General features: G+C 64.0%; 11 protein-coding genes. All 11 read right to left on the reverse strand.

Annotation, left to right across the window (positions count from 1 at the left end):
- Position 1: 1 nt before the first annotated feature.
- Positions 2-1,687 (reverse strand): beta-glucosidase, encoded by a 1,686-nt coding sequence (locus tag Bsp3421_RS15290; protein WP_273996772.1) that lies wholly within the window; start codon positions 1,685-1,687, stop codon positions 2-4.
- Positions 1,688-1,690: 3 nt separating this feature from the next.
- Positions 1,691-3,916, reverse strand: coding sequence for a polysaccharide biosynthesis tyrosine autokinase (locus tag Bsp3421_RS15295; RefSeq protein ID WP_273996773.1), 2,226 nt, complete (start codon positions 3,914-3,916; stop codon positions 1,691-1,693).
- A gap of 593 nt (positions 3,917-4,509) precedes the next feature.
- On the reverse strand, positions 4,510-7,485 hold the full coding sequence (locus Bsp3421_RS15300) for a tetratricopeptide repeat protein (RefSeq protein ID WP_273996774.1): 2,976 nt from the start codon (positions 7,483-7,485) through the stop codon (positions 4,510-4,512).
- Between the two features lie 199 nt (positions 7,486-7,684).
- Positions 7,685-8,236: a GNAT family N-acetyltransferase gene (locus tag Bsp3421_RS15305; protein ID WP_273996775.1), complete on the reverse strand. Its 552-nt coding sequence runs from the start codon at positions 8,234-8,236 to the stop codon at positions 7,685-7,687.
- A 68-nt stretch (positions 8,237-8,304) separates the two neighbouring features.
- Positions 8,305-9,237, reverse strand: coding sequence for a prolyl aminopeptidase (gene pip, locus Bsp3421_RS15310; protein ID WP_273996776.1), 933 nt, complete (start codon positions 9,235-9,237; stop codon positions 8,305-8,307).
- Between the two features lie 35 nt (positions 9,238-9,272).
- Positions 9,273-11,030, reverse strand: a complete 1,758-nt coding sequence (locus Bsp3421_RS15315) for a ShlB/FhaC/HecB family hemolysin secretion/activation protein (RefSeq protein ID WP_273996777.1) — start codon at positions 11,028-11,030, stop codon at positions 9,273-9,275.
- A gap of 682 nt (positions 11,031-11,712) precedes the next feature.
- Complete coding sequence (locus tag Bsp3421_RS15320; RefSeq protein WP_273996778.1) at positions 11,713-11,997, reverse strand: hypothetical protein; 285 nt, start codon at positions 11,995-11,997, stop codon at positions 11,713-11,715.
- Positions 11,994-12,920, reverse strand: coding sequence for a hypothetical protein (locus Bsp3421_RS15325; RefSeq protein WP_273996779.1), 927 nt, complete (start codon positions 12,918-12,920; stop codon positions 11,994-11,996). Before Bsp3421_RS15325 ends, Bsp3421_RS15320 begins: the two co-directional genes overlap by 4 nt.
- Positions 12,921-13,116: 196 nt before the next feature.
- Entirely contained in the window at positions 13,117-13,512 is a 396-nt protein-coding gene (locus tag Bsp3421_RS15330) for a hypothetical protein (RefSeq protein ID WP_273996780.1), read from the reverse strand.
- 9 nt (positions 13,513-13,521) lie between these two features.
- Positions 13,522-14,388, reverse strand: a complete 867-nt coding sequence (locus Bsp3421_RS15335; protein WP_273996781.1) for a VENN motif pre-toxin domain-containing protein — start codon at positions 14,386-14,388, stop codon at positions 13,522-13,524.
- Positions 14,385-14,900, reverse strand: a complete 516-nt coding sequence (locus tag Bsp3421_RS15340; protein ID WP_273996782.1) for a hypothetical protein — start codon at positions 14,898-14,900, stop codon at positions 14,385-14,387. The genes Bsp3421_RS15335 and Bsp3421_RS15340 overlap by 4 nt, the downstream gene beginning before the upstream one ends.
- Positions 14,901-15,122: the final 222 nt, after the last annotated feature.

The raw sequence follows: 15,122 nt of genomic DNA on the forward strand, positions 1-15,122 counted from the left end.
GCTACCCCTTGCCCTGGACGGCGGCGGGAATCAGGTATTGCGGCATCGGCCCGAGCGTCCACGTGTAGCCCTCGGCCGGCACGACGACGTCGCGCATCGCGCCCTGCCAGTCACTGAGGCGATAGCGGCCCGCCGGCACCGCGACGCGGACCGGGCCGGCCGCCGCCGTGGCGCGCCAGCCGATGAACACGGGCGCGGCGTCGCCGAATTGATAGACGCGCGCCCCGCCCGCTTCGTACAGGGTCCGCCGCCAGGCGCGCGCGCCCAGCGCGTTCGCGAGCACCGTGGCGGCGACATAGGCCGGCTTCGGCGCGAGGTCCGCGCTCAACAGCCCGAAGTTCTTCTCCGAATCGGCCGGATCGACGCCGTCGTCGACGAAGTCATACCAGAACATCGCGACCACCGATGCATAGCGGCGCGACAGCAGGAAGCTGCGCAGCAGGAAGGCAGCCTGCGTCGCATCGGTGAGCGGCGAGTTTGCCGCGCGCGAGGGCCAGCCGAGTTCCGTCACCCACAGGCCCGGCGGCCGCTCGGGCGACGCCGATGCGTGCACCACCCGATCGCGCAGGATGGGCCACACAGTCGGGATGCTGACGGCGGAAAGCGACGTGCCGGGCGTGGGATAGCCGGCGTCCGGATCGAACGGCGTCATGTACGGATGAATGCTGACGCCGTCGAACACGGCGCGCGGCAGCTGCTTCAGCATCGGTTCGGCGCAGTCGCCGCCCGGGCCGCCGCCCGCGCCGCCACCGCCGCACGCGATCACCTGCGCGTCGGGGTCCTGCTGCTTGATCGCTGCCGACGTGCTCGTCAGAAGCGCCGCGTAATCCTCGAGGCGGATCGGGCCGAACGACGGCTCGTTCCATACCTCCCAGTGCCTGATGCGGCCTGCGTAGCGCGCCGTCACGCGCGCCGCATAGCGCGCGAACAGCGCGCGCTCCTTCACCGTGCGCGGAAAGCCCTGCGGCCCCGTGAACAGCCCCGGATACGCCGCCGCATTGCCGTAGTCGAGCGCGACGAGCGGCTTCAGGCCCTCCCGCGCCGCGACGGCGAGGTAATGATCGTAGTCGGGCGGAAACGCGAAGACGCCCGGCGTCCGTTCGATCTGATCCCAGTAGAGTTCATCGCGGAACCAGCTGAAGCCGGCGCGGCGGATCAGCGGCATGACCTGTTCGGGATCGCCGCGATGCTGGCCGAAGTGCGTCGCGACGCCGGCGTCCGGCAAGCCCTCGGCAGCCGCCGGCACCGCGGCCGCGCCGAAACGGCGCTCGGCCAGCACCGCGCCCGCGCGGCTCATGCGCACATCCACCGCGAACCAGCCCGGACGCGGCAAGGCCACGTCGATGCGCAGGTCCGGCTGCGCTGCCGCGCGATAGACGGCGATGGGCGCGTCGAGCGGCGCGCCGTCGCGATCGCGGCCGAGCAATTCGACCGTCACGGTCGCCTCGCCCGCGCCCGGCGGCACCTGGGTCGAGAAGCGCAGCGGCAACGGCCCCGGCTGCGCGAGGATCAGCGAGCCGGGCGCATTGGCGAGCGTCAGCGCGGCGTCCGCCGAGGCGGCCCGCGCCGCCGGCGCGCTCGCCGCGACCAGGACCGCCGCGCCGAACGCGGCCGCGCGGACGGCCCACGACGCGCCGGGCAGCCCGCGCGCGCAGACGCGCAGACGACGATGCGGGAAGACCTTCACGGCTCAGGCGTAGCGCTCGCTGCGCCGGCGCGGAATCGCGTTCAGCACCACGCCGACGACGCACGAGCCGGTGCGGTCGAGCTGCTGCGACGCTTCCGAGATCTCGTTCGCGCTCTGCGCGTTCGGCCGCACCACGAGCACCGAGGAGCCGGCGATCGCGCCGATCAGGTGCGCATCGCTCGCGGCAAGCACGGGCGGCGTATCGACGATGATGATGTCGTAGCGCTTCGCCAGATCGGCGAGCCGTTCGCGCAGGACCGGGGTCGACAGCAACGCCGACGGGTTCGCCGGATAGCGGCCGGCCGCCATCACCGACAGCCCGTCGATGCCGACGCTGCGAATCGCCTCGCGCACGTCGAGGTCGTCGGCCAGCACCTCCGCGAGCCCGGGCCGCAGGGGCTGCCCGAACAAGGCCGCGAGCCGGCCGCGCCGCAGGTCGCCGTCGATCAGCAGGACCCGCTGGCCCGCCTGCGCGCTGAGGGCAGCGAGATTCGCCGCGATGAAGGTTTTGCCGGTTTCCGCCGTCGCGCCCGTCACCGCGAGGATGTTGTTGCTGGTCTGCGCCATGCGGAACTGCAGCGACGCGCGCACGCGGTGCAGTTCCTCGATCGACAGATCGCCGGTACGGTCGGCCGCCAGCAGGAAATGCTGACCCGCCTGACGCGGCCCGATCACTTCCCAATCGTTCGGCCGCTCCGGCTCGATGAGCCGCACGAACTGCAGCCGGTCGAGCTGCGCCTGCCGTTCGCTGTACAGCACGTTGCCGAGCACGGGCGCATTGAGCTGACGTTCGACGACGCGCGGGTTGTCGAACGCGGGCTGCAACTGCGCGCGGAAGAACAGGAACAGCACCGCCACGATGAAGCCGCCCGCCGCGCCGGCCACCACGATCAACAGCCGGTTCGGCTTGAACGGTTCGGCCGGCAGCACGGCCGTGTCGATCAGGTGCACGTTGCCGAGCGTGCCCGACTGCGTGACCATCAGTTCATTCGCCTTGTTGACCATCGCGACGTAGATGTCTTCCGCGACCTTCACGCTGCGGGTCAGATCCGACGTACGGCGCGCCGCATTCGGCAGCGCCTTGAAATGCGAATCGAAATCGGCCTTCTGCTTCTGCAACAGGCCCAGCTGCCGATCGATCACCTGCATCTCCGGCGCCTGATTCGTGAAGCGCGCGGCCAGCGCCGCGCGCTGCACCTGCAGCACGGTGATCTGGCGATCGAGATCGAGGCTCGCCTGGAGGTACGACGACGCCTCGCTCGTCGCCGTCATCGAGTTCGACGACGCGCGGTACTGGCTCAGGCCCGCCTCGGCCTTCGCGAGGTTGTCGCGCAGCGTCGGCAGCTCGCCTTCGATGAACGCGCGGGTCTTGCTCGCCTCTTCCTGCCGCTGCGCGACGTGCGCCGCGAGATACGAATGCACGACGCTGTTCGCGAGCGCCTGCGCGAGCGCCGGTTCCTCGCTCTCGTAGCGGATGTTGACCACGCCGGTATCCTTGCCCGACTCGCTGATCTTGAGACCGCGCAGGAAATACTTCATCGCGCGCTCGTCGCTGTAGCGCGTGACCGAGAAGCGGTTGCCGGGCCGCGCGACCAGACGGTCGACGGTCAACGACACGCCGCCGCCGCTTGCCATGTGCCCGACCTCGCCGTCGAGCAGCGGCCGGCCATGATCGTCCTCGAGGCGATAGCGGCCGTCGTCGAGCACCTTCAGCGCGAGCGGCTTGTCGGCGAGCGCGGGCGGCACGCGCAGCCCGCTCACGCCGATCTCCTCGCCGCCCCATGCGAACGACGACAATCCCGGCACCCACAGCGGCTCGCCGCGCGTCGCGAGCTTCGCCGTCAACGCGCCCAGCAGCGGAAAGCGGCGCGGCTCGACCCGCTGATCGAGACCGAACTCGGCCAGCACGGGCATGAGCACGCGCCGGCTCTGCATGATCTGCATCTCGGCGTCGGTCGGCAAAGTCGCCGGCATCGGCTCCGGCGCGCCGGCCGGCGTGGTGGCGACGAGCGGGTTCGGATTCGGAAAATCGACCTTCACGGTCGCATCCGACGAATACATCGGCGTGGCCAGCAGCGCGTAGACCGTGCACAGCACGGTCGCCGCCGCGACGCAGGCGCCGACGAAACCCATGTGGTCGATCACGAGCCGGACCAGGTCCGACACGGAGAACGCATCCGGGTTGTCGCGCAGACGGATCGGACGCTGGTCGTAAACTTCGGTATTCATCTGCTGCGTGTCCTTGCTCGAATGCACCGTAGCCTGGGTTTATCGGTAAGCGCGGGGCGCGGGGCCCATATCGGAGGCGGCCCGCGCACGGACCGCGGCGCCGCTGCTGCGGCGCGCTGGCTTCGCGTCGGAAGAGTCGGCCGGCCGGGCCGGACCGCCTGTCCGCCCGGTCAGGCCGGGCGCGACGGATGCGCTGCGGAATCAGCGATCGCCAGTTTCACGAGACAGCATGCATTCATTGCGACAAGCCGTCTGTTAGTTGGCGCACAGTAATTGCAGGCGACCAATCGGGGGATTTGTAGCCGATTGTTTCCTGGGGGCGTGGATATCGCGGCGGGCGGTGGGAAAAGGCCCTGCGGCGGGCGTTTGGCGGACGGTCGTCGGGAGGCTGGGCGGCACCCGCGATGCGCGATCGGGCGAGTCGTTCGTGCGGCGGACACGATCCGTGCCGACTCGATATGTGCGCCGGATGACAGAACGCGACGATCGCCTGGAGCAAGGGGCGGACAGTCATGTGAACGTCGCTCGCCGCACGACGTGACGCCCGGATTCACGCCACGATCACTCTGCCACCCCGTGAGGGCTACCTTGCTTTAGCCGGTCTCCCCAAGCTCGTTCGCAAGCCAGGCCTCTGCTGACTCCCGACTTCCGGCAAGCTCGACGAGCACCCTGAGCACGTAGCGCAGCACGGATTCGATATTCGATGCCTTGGCGGCGCGCCACGCCTGCGTGAGCGACAGATTCCTCTCCCGCTCCTCGTTCAACATCGCATGGCACCGGGCTATTTCCGAGTGCGCGTGTGCCGCGCCCGCCAGATCACCGCCCCGCGCGTACAGCTCCAGCGCCGATCGATAAAAAGCCAGCGCCTCGCCCGCATTTCCGGCGCACCGCTCCACATCTCCCAGCGCCTGCTGCGCGTCGCCCTGCCCCTGCGAATCCTGCACCCGGACAAATATCGCCTCCGCCCGTTCAAGCAGGACTCGCGCGTCGTCCCCGTCCTGCTCGATCAGCAGAAGGCCCAGCCCGTACAGTGCGTTCGCCTGGCCCAGGCTGTCGCCCTGCTGCTCATAGAGTGAGAATGCGCGATGGTATTGCTCGCGTGCCGCTTCTCCGTGGCCGAGCCTCCGTTCAAGCTCTGCAAGCGATCGATGTGTATTGGCCTGCCCCTGCCGGTCGCCCGCCTGCAAGAACATCGTCAGCGCACACGCCAGCAGCTCCTGTGCTTCGTCGAATTCCGACAGGCATAGTCCGAGATTACCCAGCGACTGAAGCGTATTGGCCGTGCCCAGCACGTCGCCTGCCGCTTCGTAAAGATGCAGTGCACGCGCGTAAAGCGCCTGCGACGCCTCGGGATTTCCTTGCCGAGTCTCCAGATCCCCCAGACGGGCCAGCATCAATGCCGGTTGCTTCATATGGGGAAGACTCGCGCGCAGAATCTCGGCGGCTGCGGTGGGACGGAACTGCAAGGTGGGATCCAGATGATGGAGCAATGCTTCGAGCACGCCATCCCCCGGCGCCCCCAGCCGCAGTTCCCGGGAAATCATCCGATGCACCGCTTCGAACACACTCAGCAGTTGTGCCCTGGCGCGCAGGCTTTCATCGGTCGAGACGATGCTGTCGGCGGCCTCCGCCAAGCAGTCGAAGTAGGCAAACGCGATCAGTCGAACCTCCGACCAGCACGCCTTGGCGCCTTCGGATGAAAATCCGTCCAGCGCGAACCGCGCCACCGGCGGCAACAGGTGGAACCGGTCGCCGCGCAGCTTCCATACGTGATGCCGGGTCAATGCCTGCCGGGCCGCGTCGGGCCAGCCGCCCGCCTCCTCGAACGCGGAGACCCGGTGGCTGTCGACGCCGTCGGGAAACAGCGCGGCCAGCATCCACAACTGAAGCGCGCCGGGTTGATCCTGCAGCGCATCCTTCGTCAAGCACAGGCTGATCGACAAACTATCGAGCCGCGAATCGATCAGCCGCCCTTCCGCCAACGCCACGCCGACGGATCGCCACCGTGCGACGAGATCCGCGAACGGATACGCATTCCCGAGACGCGCGATCAGGGTAACGCTCAGCGCGTGGCATCCCAAATCGTCCGATACGAACCGACGCAGATCATCGTCGGGCGGCGGAGCGTCGCCCGTCCACAGCTTGCGGAACAACGCCGTCGCGGCATCGAGCGGCAGCGCATCGATCCGGATCGGCCGCGACATCACCCCCGTCAGATCGACGCGCGACGAGGCCAACAGCCGTACGCCCTGGATTTTCTGCACCTCGCGCAGCAGCCGAATGCCATCCTCCTGTTCCGCGACACTCTCCAGGTTGTCGAGGTAGTACAGCCCGGGCACGAGCACCTGGGCCAGGCTGTTCCCGTCGGCGACGTCGTCGACGCCCAGTGCGCGACCCATCAGCCCCGGCAGATCAGCCGGATTCGCTTCATCGGGGACATCGACGTAGAAGGCCGTCTGTTCCGGGCACGCTTTCAGCCATGCCTCCAGCGCCGCCTTGCAGACCTCGGTCTTGCCGATGCCGCCGCATCCCGTGACATGCGCAAACACGACCGCGGAATCGTCGCTGCTGTGAAGGAACGCCAGGACCGCCGCCACTTCGTCGGCACGGCCCAGGACCTCTCCTTCGCGCGGCCGCAGGCGCGCATCCTTGCAGCCGGACAACCTGCCCGGCTGACGCGGCGCGTCGGAGGGCGCGGGCCGGATAGCCTCGGGCGAAGCGGCCGGCGTCGCCGCGCCCTCGTGCGGCGGCGGCTCAGCCTGCGCCTCCCGCGACCTCGGCAGATCCGCGATGAACGCGATCAGCGAGTCATGCACCTGATCGCCCTGCCGCGTTGCCGGTTTGCAGATCGAAAAATGATCCGCGTCAATCGGAATGGGGACTTCGCCCGGCACGTGCGGATCGCTGCTTCCCGCCGGTACGACCATCACACGCGGCCCGGGCAGCCATTTGAGCAAGCGCCGCTGAAGCTCGACGCCGTGGGTTTCGGCGAAACTGCGAACCCGGAACCCGAGTTCGCCATATTGCTTATTGAACTGCCGATTGAGGCTCAGCAGATGCGTATTGTTCGCGGTCAGATCGCCGACCTGCACATTCGTGCGCAGCAGGCCCTTGAACGCCATGGCCAGATTGGCCAGATCCGAACCCTGGTGCGGGGTGGCGAGAAAGACGACGCCCCGGATCCACCGGACCAGGTTCGCATACCGCGCCACGTCGTGCGTCATCGCGTGAACGATGGCGGTCTTGATGACGAGACCGCCCATGCTGTGCCCGACCAGGATCAGCGGCCGATTCCGCAACGCCTTGTGCCCCTCCAGACGATCCAGCACGCTCGTGCCCTGATCCGGCAGCGACATCGCGGCACTGCGCCAGCCGGACAACTTCGCGTCGTAGCCCAGAACCCAGGTATCGCAGCCGCTTTCCTCGCCCACCCAGCGCGGCCAGAGCGTGGTCGGGTCTTTCGGACGGCTCATCCAGGTTTGTTCCGGATCGCCGTCCAGACCGTGCACGAAAATGATGGAAAAAAGCCCCGGCTCTTTGGGTTGGTGAATATTTTTCAGCGAAGGCATGGCATTCCGGTTTGGGTGGGGATCGGGCTCGGCACGTTCGCCTCGATACGCAAACCGATATTATCGGCAGCCGCGGGCATTCCCCTGAGTCTTATCAGGTCGACGCCGATTGTTTCCATGCCCGGATCGGCCTGTCCGCCCACCTCGGGCCCGTGTCTCGCCACATGATCCGCGCCGCCCGGATCACGCGGCCGCCCCGTCACCCCGTCCGATCCCGCGGCAACAAACCATACAACGCGGAATCCGACACCTCGCCGTCCACGAGCCAACGCTCCCTGAGCAAGCCTTCCCGCACGAAGCCCGCGCCTTCCAGCACGCGCGCCGAGCCGAGATTGCGCGGATCGATGTCCGCCTCGATGCGCCTCAACCCCAGCGCGTCGAACGCATGATCGACCAGCGCGCGGACCGCCTCGCCCGCGTAGCCGCGGCCCCAGTGCGCGGGATGCACGCCGAAGCCGATCTCCGTGCGCAGGCACGCCTCGTCCGCGTTGAACAGGCTGCACGCGCCGATTACCCGGCCATCCCCGCCCAGCGTCATCGCGCAATTGAAATCGCGGCCCGACGCCGCCGTCGCCATCAACCGCGCGAGACGCTCGGCCGCCTGCTCGGGGCGCGTGAACGGCGCGAACGAGTAATAACGCATGAATTGCCGGTCCGCGTACAGCTCGAACAGCGGCATCACGTCGGCGTCGGCCAGCGGCCGCAACACGAGGCGCGGCGTGCGCAGCACGACAGGTTGAAACAGGGGCATCGTCATGGTCCTCGGGATCGACACAGGCGCGGCGCGCGGCGACCCCGCGCGCCGCGCGTCCTTCGCATTTACGCCGCGTACTGATCGGTCGCCGCGATCAACGCGCGCAGGATGCCCGGCTCGTTGTACGCATGGCCCGCGTCGTCCACGATCTCCAGGCGCGCGCCGGGCCAGGCCTTGCTCAGTTCCCACGCGGTGCGCGCGGGCGTCGCGACGTCGTAGCGGCCCTGCACGATCACGCCGCGCACGTCGGCGAGACGATACGCGTCGCGCAACAACTGCCCTTCGTCCATGAACGCGTGATGCACGAAGTAATGATTCTCGATGCGCGCGATCGCGAGCGAGAAGTGGTCCGCGCCGAACTGCTCGGCCAGCGCCGCATCGGGCAGCAGGCGGATCGTGCGCCCTTCCCACAGGCTCCAGGCGCGCGCCGCGTCCTGTCGCACCCGTTCGTCGCTGCCGGTCAGGCGGCGTCGATACGCGGCCATCAGATCGTCGCGTTCTTCCGGCGGAATCGGCGCGAGGAATTCATCCCACAAATCCGGGAACAACCACGATGCGCCTTCCTGGTAATACCAGCGCAGCTCCTCGCGGCGCGCCGTGAAGATGCCGCGCACGACCAGCGCGTCGACGCGCGCCGGATGGGTCTGCGCATAGGCGAGCGCGAGCGTGCTGCCCCACGAGCCGCCGAACACGAGCCAGCGTTCCGCGCCGATCATCTCGCGCAGCCGCTCCATGTCGTCGACGAGATGCCAGGTTGTGTTGTCGTCGATGCTCGCGTGCGGCGTCGAACGCCCGCAGCCGCGCTGGTCGAACAACAGGACGTTGTAGCGCGCGGGATCGAACAGCCGGCGATGGTCGGGCGAGCAGCCGCTGCCCGGCCCGCCGTGCAGGAAAACCGCCGGCTTGCCCTGCGGGTTGCCGCACAGCTCCCAATACACGCGGTGACCGTCGCCGGTGTCGAGCCAGCCGTGTTGGTACGGTTCGATCGGTGGATACACTCGTTGCTCCTGGAAAAGGGGGGAGGCGCGTCGCGCTAGAGTTGCGCCGTCAACTGGAACCCGAACGTCACGCGCGTGGTCGGGAAACCGGATGGCTTATAGACCGGCGTTCCCACGAACAAATCATACGCATAGGCGCCGAAACGCGTACCGATGCTTCCCTTCACGCCGACCACCGCGCCGGCCAGCTGCGTGCCCACCAGCGCGATCGGCTGCGGGCCCCATACGCGGCCGTAGTCGAGCCCCGCGTAGGCAGCCTGCCCGGTCTGGCCGATCGGCGCCTGGATCTCGTTGCGCCAGTAGAGGCCCCGCGCGGCGGCCAGCATCGTTTCGCCGTCGAAGCCGCGCACCGTGTAACGGCTGCCGATCGTCAGATCATCGATGTAGTACAGCGTATTGCCCGTGTATTGACCGTGGAACGTCGTCACGTAGCGGAACGGCTGCCGCGCGATCGCGAACGGTATCGACAGGTTCGCGTCGAGCACGGCCATCCTGTAGCGGTAGGACGGACCGCCGTCCGCCGCCAGGAGGTCGTCCTGCGCGCCGAACGCGCCGACGCCCTGGCGGTAGGCGAGCGTGCCGTCGAATTGCGCGCCGCCGAAGTAGTGTCGATCGGTCAGGCCGAATTCGATGAACGTGTTGTTGCGTCGCTGCTGGGAGATTTCGGTGTCTTCGATGTAGCTGCGGCCGAATCGCCGCGACAGGCGGAACTGCGCGCCGAGCACGTCGTTCTGGCTGCGCAGCAGCACGCGGTTGAGCTTGACGTCCACGGTCTTCGAATTGCCGCTTGCGACGAAGGTCTGGTTTACGCCCGCGATCTGTTGGTAGTAGGAGTTGGTGTAGGCCGCGAGCGTGGCGGTCCAGTAGCCCCAGGGGATCGAGTAGAAACCGTTCCAGCCGTGCGACCCCAGCCGCTTGTCGCCGAATTCGAGATCCTGGCTCACGCCGATGTTGAAGACGTCGTTCAAGCCGAGCGGGTTGTTGATGCCGAGCGACAGATTGCCCTGCAAGCGGCCCGTTGCGCGGGTGCCGGCGTTGTCGATCGATGCGACGACGCTCCATGGTTTGCCGCGCTTCACGTCGAGCACGACGTCGCTTTCGCCGGGGGTGTCGGCGGGGACGATTTGCATGGAGACGTCCTGGTTGGAGACGCGCTTCATCTGTTCGAGGCCCTGTTCGAGGTCGCGCAGGTTCAGCAGCTCGCCGTCGCCCGTCGGGAAGGCGGTTTTCCAGGTGCCGTGGAGTTTTTCATCGGCGAAGCGCACGTGGCGAATCATGCCGGGGATCAGTGCGAGCTTGAGAGCGCCCTTCGACAGGTCTTGCTCGGGGACGAGCACGCGCGTGGTGACGTAGCCGCGCGAGAGGATCGCTTGGGAAAGACCTTTGACCAGGATGTCGAGGCCCTGCTTGCCGATGCATTGCCCGGCGTAGTGGTCGAGCCATTCGCGGGCGAAGGCGAAGCGGTCCATTGGTAATGCCGATGCGCCCTGGAATTGCGCTGCGGGGGGGAGCGAGGCAGGGACTTCGAGAGTGATGCGGTCGATTCGGAAACACGGCGTTTCGGTGGGTAACGTCGGGTAGGCCTCGATGCGCGGTACTTCGGAGCGCACGGACGGTGTGGTGACGTCGGCGTTACGCTGCTGGGCGTCGCGTTGTTGCTGTGCCTGACGGTCCTGCTCCGCGTTGGCGCGAGCGGCGGCGGCGCGATCGTCGGGAGTCGGGGTCTGCTGCGCGTGGGACGCGAGGGACGCAGCCAGAAGCGGCAGCGCGATCAGGTGTGTGGCTACTCTCATTCGTTATTTTCCAACTGCGTGTTTCATGTGACGACGGGGTGGTCAGGGTCGTCGTCGTTGGGTTCAGCGTGGTGTTCGCCCCGCCAAATTGCGGATCTTCCTCGTGCACGGAACCGGGAAAGCTGCAAGACAGATCCGGGGACCGTGTCGTGTGCTACCTGATTGCGTGCACCATCTCGCCTGCGTCGTCACTTGATCAACGGGTTACGTTCCTCGAACATTGCCTGATCGGTGACTCTGCCGCAGAAAACAACCCGCGCCGGATTTGGGACAGATGCCATCGCTCCTGCAGTTGCACTCACACGCCTCCACTCGTTGAGATCATCGACACCGTATCCGACGTCGTATTCTTCGCGCAGATGCATCCAACTAATTAACCTCCGTAAACGGCCCCATTACCTCAACGCCAAAGCTCTTCTTTTCAGTTCCGTCATACATGATATTCGGCACTTCATTCTGCGCCCATACGGAATTCGTAAGAATATAGCTCTGCAATTCAGTATTCAGCTTCACCTTAAACTGCGTCAGATTCGGCTTATCGTCGTCGGTCGATCCCGCATACTGCCATGTCGCCTTGAATCAGTTGGCATCGTCCCGACCATTATTACCGGCGCTCCAGATTCACGATCCCGACCGATGCAGGCATACTAAACAACAAACTCAGCGATAGTCCGGCTTGTTGTTACTGCCTTCCCTTACGCATCGACTCATTGATCTCTCGTTCTAGTTCTGGAGTCATCGGCTCATCCATAGATAGCTCTACAAGCTCCTTACAGCCAACATTGGGAAGCAATGCGCAAAGTCGATCGAATACATCGATTTCAATCAGCCCCCATTCCAGCAACCCAGATAGATATCCATGCCAAATAAGTGCAACCGTATCAGTTGCCCCACGCCAAGCAAGCTGACGTTCTATTCTATCGTGCAACTCGCTCTCTTTTGGATAACCGTTAATCATGGCCGTCATTGCGGTAACCTCGGGACATACACCGTCCCTTGTTGAGTTATAACCGTGATACTCTGAATCTTAGAACCAGATCTAGTATCCGCCGATAATGCCCTGTTAATTCCGCGCTGAGCAATATCCGATGTCATGCCCAACTGATTCCGTGCATCAATAATAATATCGCCCGATTGTCCTCGCGCATCCATTGCTGTGCTTGAGATTGCCTTGGATAAGCCATCTGAATCCTGCTTGACTACATCCGTCATTGTCTTCAGCTCATATTTCTTCCCATCGATGAGAAAGTCTGCTGATCGGCCCGCGTTGCTCGAAGGGATCACGTTAACAGTTCTACCACCCGCAACCATTTCACTTATGAAACCCCGTTCGGCCGCGGTAAGGCCATCCATCGAACCAATGAGCTTACCTGTAGCCGCTGCCCCGGCTATCGCCGCCCCCGTCCCCGCCGGCATGGCACCACCCGCGGCAATCTCGCCCGCAGCAATCCCCATCTGGTTCGCGCACAACACCGGATTCGCCGCACATGCCCTTATCGCAACTACCGCCGCTGCAACAACCTCCGGTCCAAGCGCTAAACCACCTGTCACTGCCGCCGCACCAGCGATCCCAAGCGCCGGATTGGCGATCGCCCCCGGTAAAGCCTTCTGCTCCGGCGTCAGCGATCCGTCCTTGTTACCAAACTTGAACGGATCATTGTAGTACTGGTCTTTCTGGAACATCCCTCCCGCGTTGCTGCTGATATAAGCCACCGCAACCAGATCCCCGCCCGGTCCCTTGCTCGCCACAGCATCTACCAAACGGTAACCAGTCGCCAGCAGCATATTCTGAGCCTGCTCCTCCGTGATCTCCTTGCCGGTATTTTTTTCATAGAACTTCGCGAAATCCTTCGCCTTGTCCTTCGCCCACTGCCTTTCGTCAGGATGCAACTGCCGATTAAACCGATCTCGGCATGATCAAAGGCCCTGCCTTCATTCCTACAACCGTTTCCGTGGCTGGATCGATGATTACATTATCGTTCTTACTACGATCTCACCCACGTATCTGAGACAGCCAGTTTAGAACGAGCACGGCTTGTGGGGCTTGTATCGCCTGCTGTGGTCCTACTTGATTACCCCCAATCAATTACCACCACACCGGAAACTGTTCAACCTGGCGTTTTACATGTGCCAAAATGTCTTCGTCAATTGGCGATCGAAATGCCACCGTTGCAGTTGCTCCTTCGATGTCACTTCTTTTTACCTCCCATGAGATTTCAGGCTTTCCAGATACCGTCCTAATCCGCAAAACGAAATAGCCGCTCATATCAAAAAAAACAGCATCTGCCGTGTCAATATTATTTAACCCCAAAACAAACTCATCCCAACTTGAACAGTTAAACCACAAAGCTCCACGATAATCAATCCTGGATCCAAACTGCTGCAGCTCAACCGAGATTTCCATCTTCATCGACGGAACATAATCATCCGTTTCGATTACATCTAAATTTAAAAAAAATGGCCTATCAATTCTGATGTTCATATATCAAACTCATTTACCAGTAGGCAATGCATGAATAAGCACAGGGAGCTTCCCCGACTGTCGCGGGGGAGCAAACTTTAACTCCCAACCATCAGCTTTGATTAGCTGATTGAATGGCACGCCGTTCTTGGTCACGGCGCTAACTGCACCTTGCAAGCTCGCAAGCTGTTGTTGTGTTGCAAGTCTGACAACTTCGGGCGAATTGTTCTTTGCGATCATTTGCGCATATTCGGCAATGTGTTCCGTCGCATTCCCATGCACCCATATACTTTGGCCACTTCCCAACGTAAGTTCAAAAGATTTCGGAAGAATTGAGCCAGGATAGACAGGTTGAGTCGCAACAATGGAGTCCCATACCGTACCTGCTTTCTTTCCAGCCCCTTCTATCGCCATTCCTGGCGTAACCGAGTTGGTTGCGATCGCCGCTGCCGTCTCTACCGTGATGATGCCAGCATTCACCGCTGCGGCCGGGTTCGACAACGCAAGCGCTAGCGCTTCAGGAGCAAGCGATGCCAACACAGGCACTGCCGCCACTACCGCAGTCGCACCAATCGCACCGACTACCTTCACCGCAACATCGCCGCTATCCCGCATCAGTTGATTCTGTGCCTGAATTAGCAGCTCAACTTGCTTATCCGAACAGGTGCCTGTGGCGCAGTATTTTTTGACTAAATCGACCTTGAACGGGTTGCTCATCGCGTCGTTACGCCCAAGCTGATTATTCTCCACTTCAATCCGCGCCGCATTCCCCGCTGTTGTCGAATCCAGCCCCCCCGCAGCCGCAACACCAGCCACGATACTCGTCACCAGATCGACACGCGCTTGCCGCTCCTCCTGCGTCAGCCCCTCCGCCGATCCCAATGCCGATCCGATCAAGGAGCTCGCCGCCGCCCCCATCGCGCCAGATCCGCACCTTGACCGCCTGCCCCTGCGCCCGCGCAACCTACGATTGCATACAACGCCGCGCGTGCCGATTCCGCCTCCGCCGTCCCTTGACCGAACGAGTGCGCCAATTCCTTGACCTTGTTCGCCCCTAGACTCTGCACATACCCAATCGCCGCATTCGCCGCGAACTGCCCCGCACCTCCCGTCACATTCCCGCCCGCTGCTGCCGTCAGCGCCGTCATGATCTGACGCCCCGGCTTACCCGGTCCCCAGGTCTGCTCGATGTCGTTCGCCTGGGCCAACATCTGCTGACGTTGCGCATCAGTCAGCGGATTCCCATTCGCATCCTTCGCATTCGAGTCATTCGCCTTCTGCTTGAGGCTATCGATCTCCTTCGTCCTGTTCGACACAAACGTCCCGATCTGATTCACGAACTGGCTCGTGATATCAAACGCGGCCTGAATCTTCTCCTTGTCAAAGATCGACGCAAGCGCACTGCTCATGTCCGACGTGTCCCGATTGACATTTGCCTCCGTCTGAGCGGTCAACGGCTGCTCGTACTATCCGTGATCGTGAGTATCCTGCCGCTCACTCCGCTGCGCATGGTCGAACTCGCGCCACCTGATACACCGAGCGTTACCGGCAGGTAACCGACCATTCAATCAGGCGAGAGATCCACTAAACTGCACCCCAATATCCATGGAACGGATCATCTGGCGCTACAA

Origin of the sequence: Burkholderia sp. FERM BP-3421 (genome assembly GCF_028657905.1) — a bacterium.
GTDB lineage: Bacteria > Pseudomonadota > Gammaproteobacteria > Burkholderiales > Burkholderiaceae > Burkholderia.

Coding starts and splice junctions, on each gene's coding strand:
- Bsp3421_RS15295 (WP_273996773.1), bottom strand. CDS start 3,916: ATGAATACCGAAGTTTACGACCAGCGTCCGATCCGTCTGCGCGACAAC.
- Bsp3421_RS15300 (WP_273996774.1), bottom strand. CDS start 7,485: ATGCCTTCGCTGAAAAATATTCACCAACCCAAAGAGCCGGGGCTTTTT.
- Bsp3421_RS15305 (WP_273996775.1), bottom strand. CDS start 8,236: ATGCCCCTGTTTCAACCTGTCGTGCTGCGCACGCCGCGCCTCGTGTTG.
- Bsp3421_RS15315 (WP_273996777.1), bottom strand. CDS start 11,030: ATGAGAGTAGCCACACACCTGATCGCGCTGCCGCTTCTGGCTGCGTCC.
- Bsp3421_RS15320 (WP_273996778.1), bottom strand. CDS start 11,997: ATGACGGCCATGATTAACGGTTATCCAAAAGAGAGCGAGTTGCACGAT.
- Bsp3421_RS15330 (WP_273996780.1), bottom strand. CDS start 13,512: ATGAACATCAGAATTGATAGGCCATTTTTTTTAAATTTAGATGTAATC.
- Bsp3421_RS15340 (WP_273996782.1), bottom strand. CDS start 14,900: ATGAGCAGTGCGCTTGCGTCGATCTTTGACAAGGAGAAGATTCAGGCC.